The 3903-nt window shown below is 71.2% G+C and carries 3 protein-coding genes and 1 pseudogene; all 4 read right to left on the bottom strand.

What is annotated here, in order from left to right:
* On the bottom strand, nt 1-1171 hold a 1171-nt coding region (locus E4P40_RS26835; RefSeq protein ID WP_135161350.1), incomplete at its 3' end, for an MlaD family protein.
* A complete protein-coding gene (locus E4P40_RS26830; RefSeq protein WP_135161349.1) occupies nt 1168-2448 on the bottom strand; it encodes an MCE family protein in 1281 nt (426 codons plus the stop codon). The genes E4P40_RS26835 and E4P40_RS26830, both read right to left, overlap by 4 nt.
* Nucleotides 2445-3695, bottom strand: a complete 1251-nt coding sequence (locus tag E4P40_RS26825) for an MCE family protein (protein ID WP_135161348.1) — start codon at nt 3693-3695, stop codon at nt 2445-2447. The genes E4P40_RS26830 and E4P40_RS26825 overlap by 4 nt, the downstream gene beginning before the upstream one ends.
* A pseudogene (locus tag E4P40_RS26820) lies at nt 3692-3903 on the bottom strand (ABC transporter substrate-binding protein); the annotation flags it as partial. The gene E4P40_RS26825 and the pseudogene E4P40_RS26820, both read right to left, overlap by 4 nt.

Raw genomic sequence — 3903 nt, 5'->3', positions numbered from 1 at the left:
GCCCGGCGGCACCCTGCCCGCCGTCCCGGCCGATGTTCTGCTCGCCGCGGATGTTGGAGCCGTTCTCGTCGTAGCCGTCACCGGCGTTCGGGTCGACGCCGTTCACGACGCGGCACTCGACGGCGTCGGTGTCGACGTTCTCGACCGCGCCCTGGCTCGGCGTGCTCGAGCTCGGGACGTAGCCCGTGGTGCACGAGTGCGGGTCACCGGCGTTGAGCACGAAACCGAAGTGCGAGCGCAGCACGCCGTCCTCGTCCCGCCGGACCACGGTGAAGCCGCCGGTGACGGCGTCGGGGTAGGTGACCAGCATCTGCCGGATGCCGTCCAGCCGCGGGATCTGCACCTCGTTGAGGATGTCGAGGTTGCGGATCAGCGAGCCCAGGCCCGGGCCGGCGTCCTCGACGAGGCCCTGCAGGGCCTCCCCGGCGTCCGGAGCGTTGACCACGATGCTGCGCAGGTCGGGGTCCATGTCGACGAGGGTGTCGGTGAACGTCCGCAGGTCCAAGGCCCACTCCCGGATCGCCGTGCGGCTCGCGTTCTGCGTCTCGAGCACGGTCTGGCCGTCGGTGATCAGCCGGAGCGTCTGTGGCAGGGACTGCTCGGCGCGGGCGAGGAGCAGGTCGCCGTTGTCGATCAGCCGGCCGAGGTCGTCGCCGGACCCCTCGAACGCCCGGCCCAGCTCCTCGATCACGATCCGCAGGTTCTCCTGGTCGATCGACCCCACGAACTCGTCGAGGTTGAGCAGCATCTGCTCCACCGGTACGGGGATGCTCGTGCGGTCCATCGGGATGACTGCGCCGTCGTCCAGGTAGGGCTCTCCCTCGCCGGTCGGCCGGAGGATGACGTACTGCTCCCCCACCGCGCTGCGGGTGGCGACGACCGCGTCGGTGTCGGCCGGGATCGGATCGGCGTCGGGGTCGATCCGGAGGGTCACCCGCACGCCGTCGTCCACCAGTTGCATGTCGGTGACCCGGCCGACCTCGATGCCGCGGTAGGTCACCTCGGCGTTGACGAAGATGCCGCCGGAGTCCTCGAAGTCCGCGGCCACCTCGTACCCGCCGCCGAGCAGGGCGCGGTCGAGACCGACGTACTTGAAGCCCAGGTAGGCCATGCCGAGCACCGCCAGGGTGGCGAACGCCAGCAGCTTGAGCTTGGTGCTCCGGGGGATCACGGCGCCACCCCTCCGATCGACGGGAGGCCGAGGCGGGCGGTCGCCTGCCCGGCGCCCGGGATCTGCTCCACGATCTGCCCCTCGATGTCGCTGAGGACAGACGGGCCGCCCGGGGACGACGTCGTCGTCGACGGCCCACCGGAGCCGGTGGTCGTGGCCCCGGACCCGCCGCTGCCGCCGTCGACGCCGCACTTGCCCTGGGTGATCGCGTCCTGCAGCGGCAGCTCGATGAGGGCACCCGCCTGGTCGATGACGTACCGGCAGAGCAGGTGGGTCAGGTCGAGGTCGACCGTGGCCGTCATGTTGGTGAACAGGGCGACCCCGCCGGACTGCGCGTCGCGGTAGTTCAGGGCCGTCAGCGAACTGTCCGGGAACGGATAGGTGAGCAGCAGCTCCAGCGAGCCGGCGAGGTTCGGTCCCGCCGCCGCAAGCTGGGTGAGGATCGGCTGCAGGAGCCGGAGGTCCTCGATGGTGTTGGCCGCCGACTGGTTGATGATGCGGGTGCCGACGTCGCCGAGGCGGGCCAGGCCCTCGAGCATCGAGACAAGCAGGTCGCGCTGCTGGTTGATGACATCGAGGCCGGGACCGATCGTGTCGAGCGCGTCCTCGATCGTCGCCGTGCGGGCGGCGAGCGTGGCGGCCAGCTCGTTGGTGCGGTCCAGCGCCCGGTTGATCTCCTCCTTCTGCGCGTCCAGTCCGCCGATGAAGGTGTCGAGCTGGTCGAGCGTGTCCTTGATCTCGGCCTCCCGGCCCTCGAGGGCGTCGCCGAGCTCGCGGTTGATGGTCTGCAGCTGCGCGAGACCGCCACCGTTGAGGACCAGCGAGAGGGCCCCGAGAAGCTCCTCGACCTCGACGTTCCGGTTGGTGCGGTCGAGGCCGATCCGAGCCCCGTCGTCCAGGGTCCCGCGCGGCTCCTCGTTGCCCGGCGGGGCCAGCTCGACGTACTTCTCGCCGAGGAGCGAGGACTGCTGGATCGCCGCCACCGCGTTGGCGGGCAGCTCGACGTCGCGGTTGACCGTGATGGTCACGACCGCGGTCCAGTCCTCGTCGTCGAGCTCGATCACCTCGACCCGGCCGACCGGCACGTCGGCGACCCGGACGCCGGACTGCGGCACGAGGTCGAGCACGTCCAGGAACTCGACCTGGAGCGTGTAGGGGTCGTCGCCGACGTCGGCGCCTCCAGGCAGGCTCAGCGACGAGGCGCCCTGGAAGCCGCAGCCACCGAGCAGCACCACGCCCGCTGCGGCCGCGGTCAGCTTCTGGTTCCGGCGCGTCACGGGGCCACCACCGTCGGGAGTCCGGGCAGCGAACCGCCACCGCCACCACCGCCGCCGCCGCCGCCGCCGAGCAGTGCCCGGCGCAGCTCCTCGTAGTCGGGGATGTCGTTGTTGTTCAGGTCGTCGGGGCTCCCGTCCGCGTTGGCGTCACCGGAGAGCAGCCGGGCGCAGATCTGCTCGGTGGCGGTGCGCAGGGGTGCCGTCGGGTCGGGCACCGGGAGCGGCAGCGGGAGGTCCGTCGCCAGGTCCACCCGGCCGACCTGGGCGAGCGCCCCGCAGACGACGATCTCGGCGTTGAGGGAGCCGAGCCCGTTGTCGCGCGTGTCGAGCGTCCCGAAGTCGGGGTTGTAGGCGCGCGCCAGGTTGCTCAGCGCGGCCGGCGCCACGTCGAGCACCTCGGCCAGCTTGGCCCGCTGCTGCACCAGCACGAGGGTCACGTCGGCGAGCCGGTCGACGTTCGTGGTCAGCAGCGACGTGTTGTCCCGCACGAAGTCCGCGACGTCGGCCAGCGCGTCGGTGAGCAGGGAGACCGCCTCCTGCAGGTCCTGCCGCTCGTCGGCGAGGAGCTGGCTGACCGCGGCCATGTTGTCGTTGAACTGACCGACCTGCGCGTCGATGGTCGCCAGCGCCGTCGTGAAGGTCTGCAGGTTGTCCAGCGAGCTGAACAGGTCGTCCCGGTTCTCCGAGAGCGTCTGGACCGCCTGCGAGAAGCCGGTCAGCGTCCGGTTGAGCGCCTCGCCGTTGCCCTCGAGGTTCGCGGCACCGACGTCGACGAGGTCCGACAGCGCACCGTTCGCGTTGGCACCGTTGGGGCCGAGCGCCTCCGACAGCTCGTCGAGCGCCCCGTAGACCGCGTCGAGCTCCACCGGGATCGCCGTGCGGTCGAGGGGGATCTCCGCGCCGTCCTCCATGGTCGGTCCGCCGTCGTAGACCGGCGAGAACTGGACGTAGCGGTCGGACACCAGCGACGGCGCCAGGACGATCGCGTCGGCGTCGGCCGGGACGTCGTAGTCCTCGTCGATGCTCATCTCCACCCGCACCTTGTCGCCGAGCGGCACGATGTCGGTGATCGTGCCGATCGGGATGCCGAGCACCCGCACGTCCGAGCCCGGGTACAGGCCGACGGTCTCCGGGAAGAAGGCGGTGACCCGGTACTCCCCGGCCGGCTTGAGGATCGTCCAGCCGAGCGCGGCGATCAGCACCAGGCTCGCGGCCAGCGCGATGCCGCGCTGCCAGGCCCCGCTCACGGCTGACCTCCAGAGGTCGGGTTGCAACCGGTCACCGGCGTCGTGGCCGCGGTGCAGATGGCGCCGCCGACGATCGTCGGGACGAGGTCGTTGACGAAGCTGTCGAACCAGCGGCCGTTGCCGAGGGTGTTGGTGAACACCCTCACGAAGGGAGCCAGTTCGTCGACCGTCTGGGCCAGCGCCGCCCGGTTGCGGGACAGGATGTCGG

This window comes from Blastococcus sp. CT_GayMR20, assembly GCF_004570345.1.
Note: the sequence above shows the minus strand (reverse complement) of the source record. Positions and strands in the feature narration are given on the sequence as shown.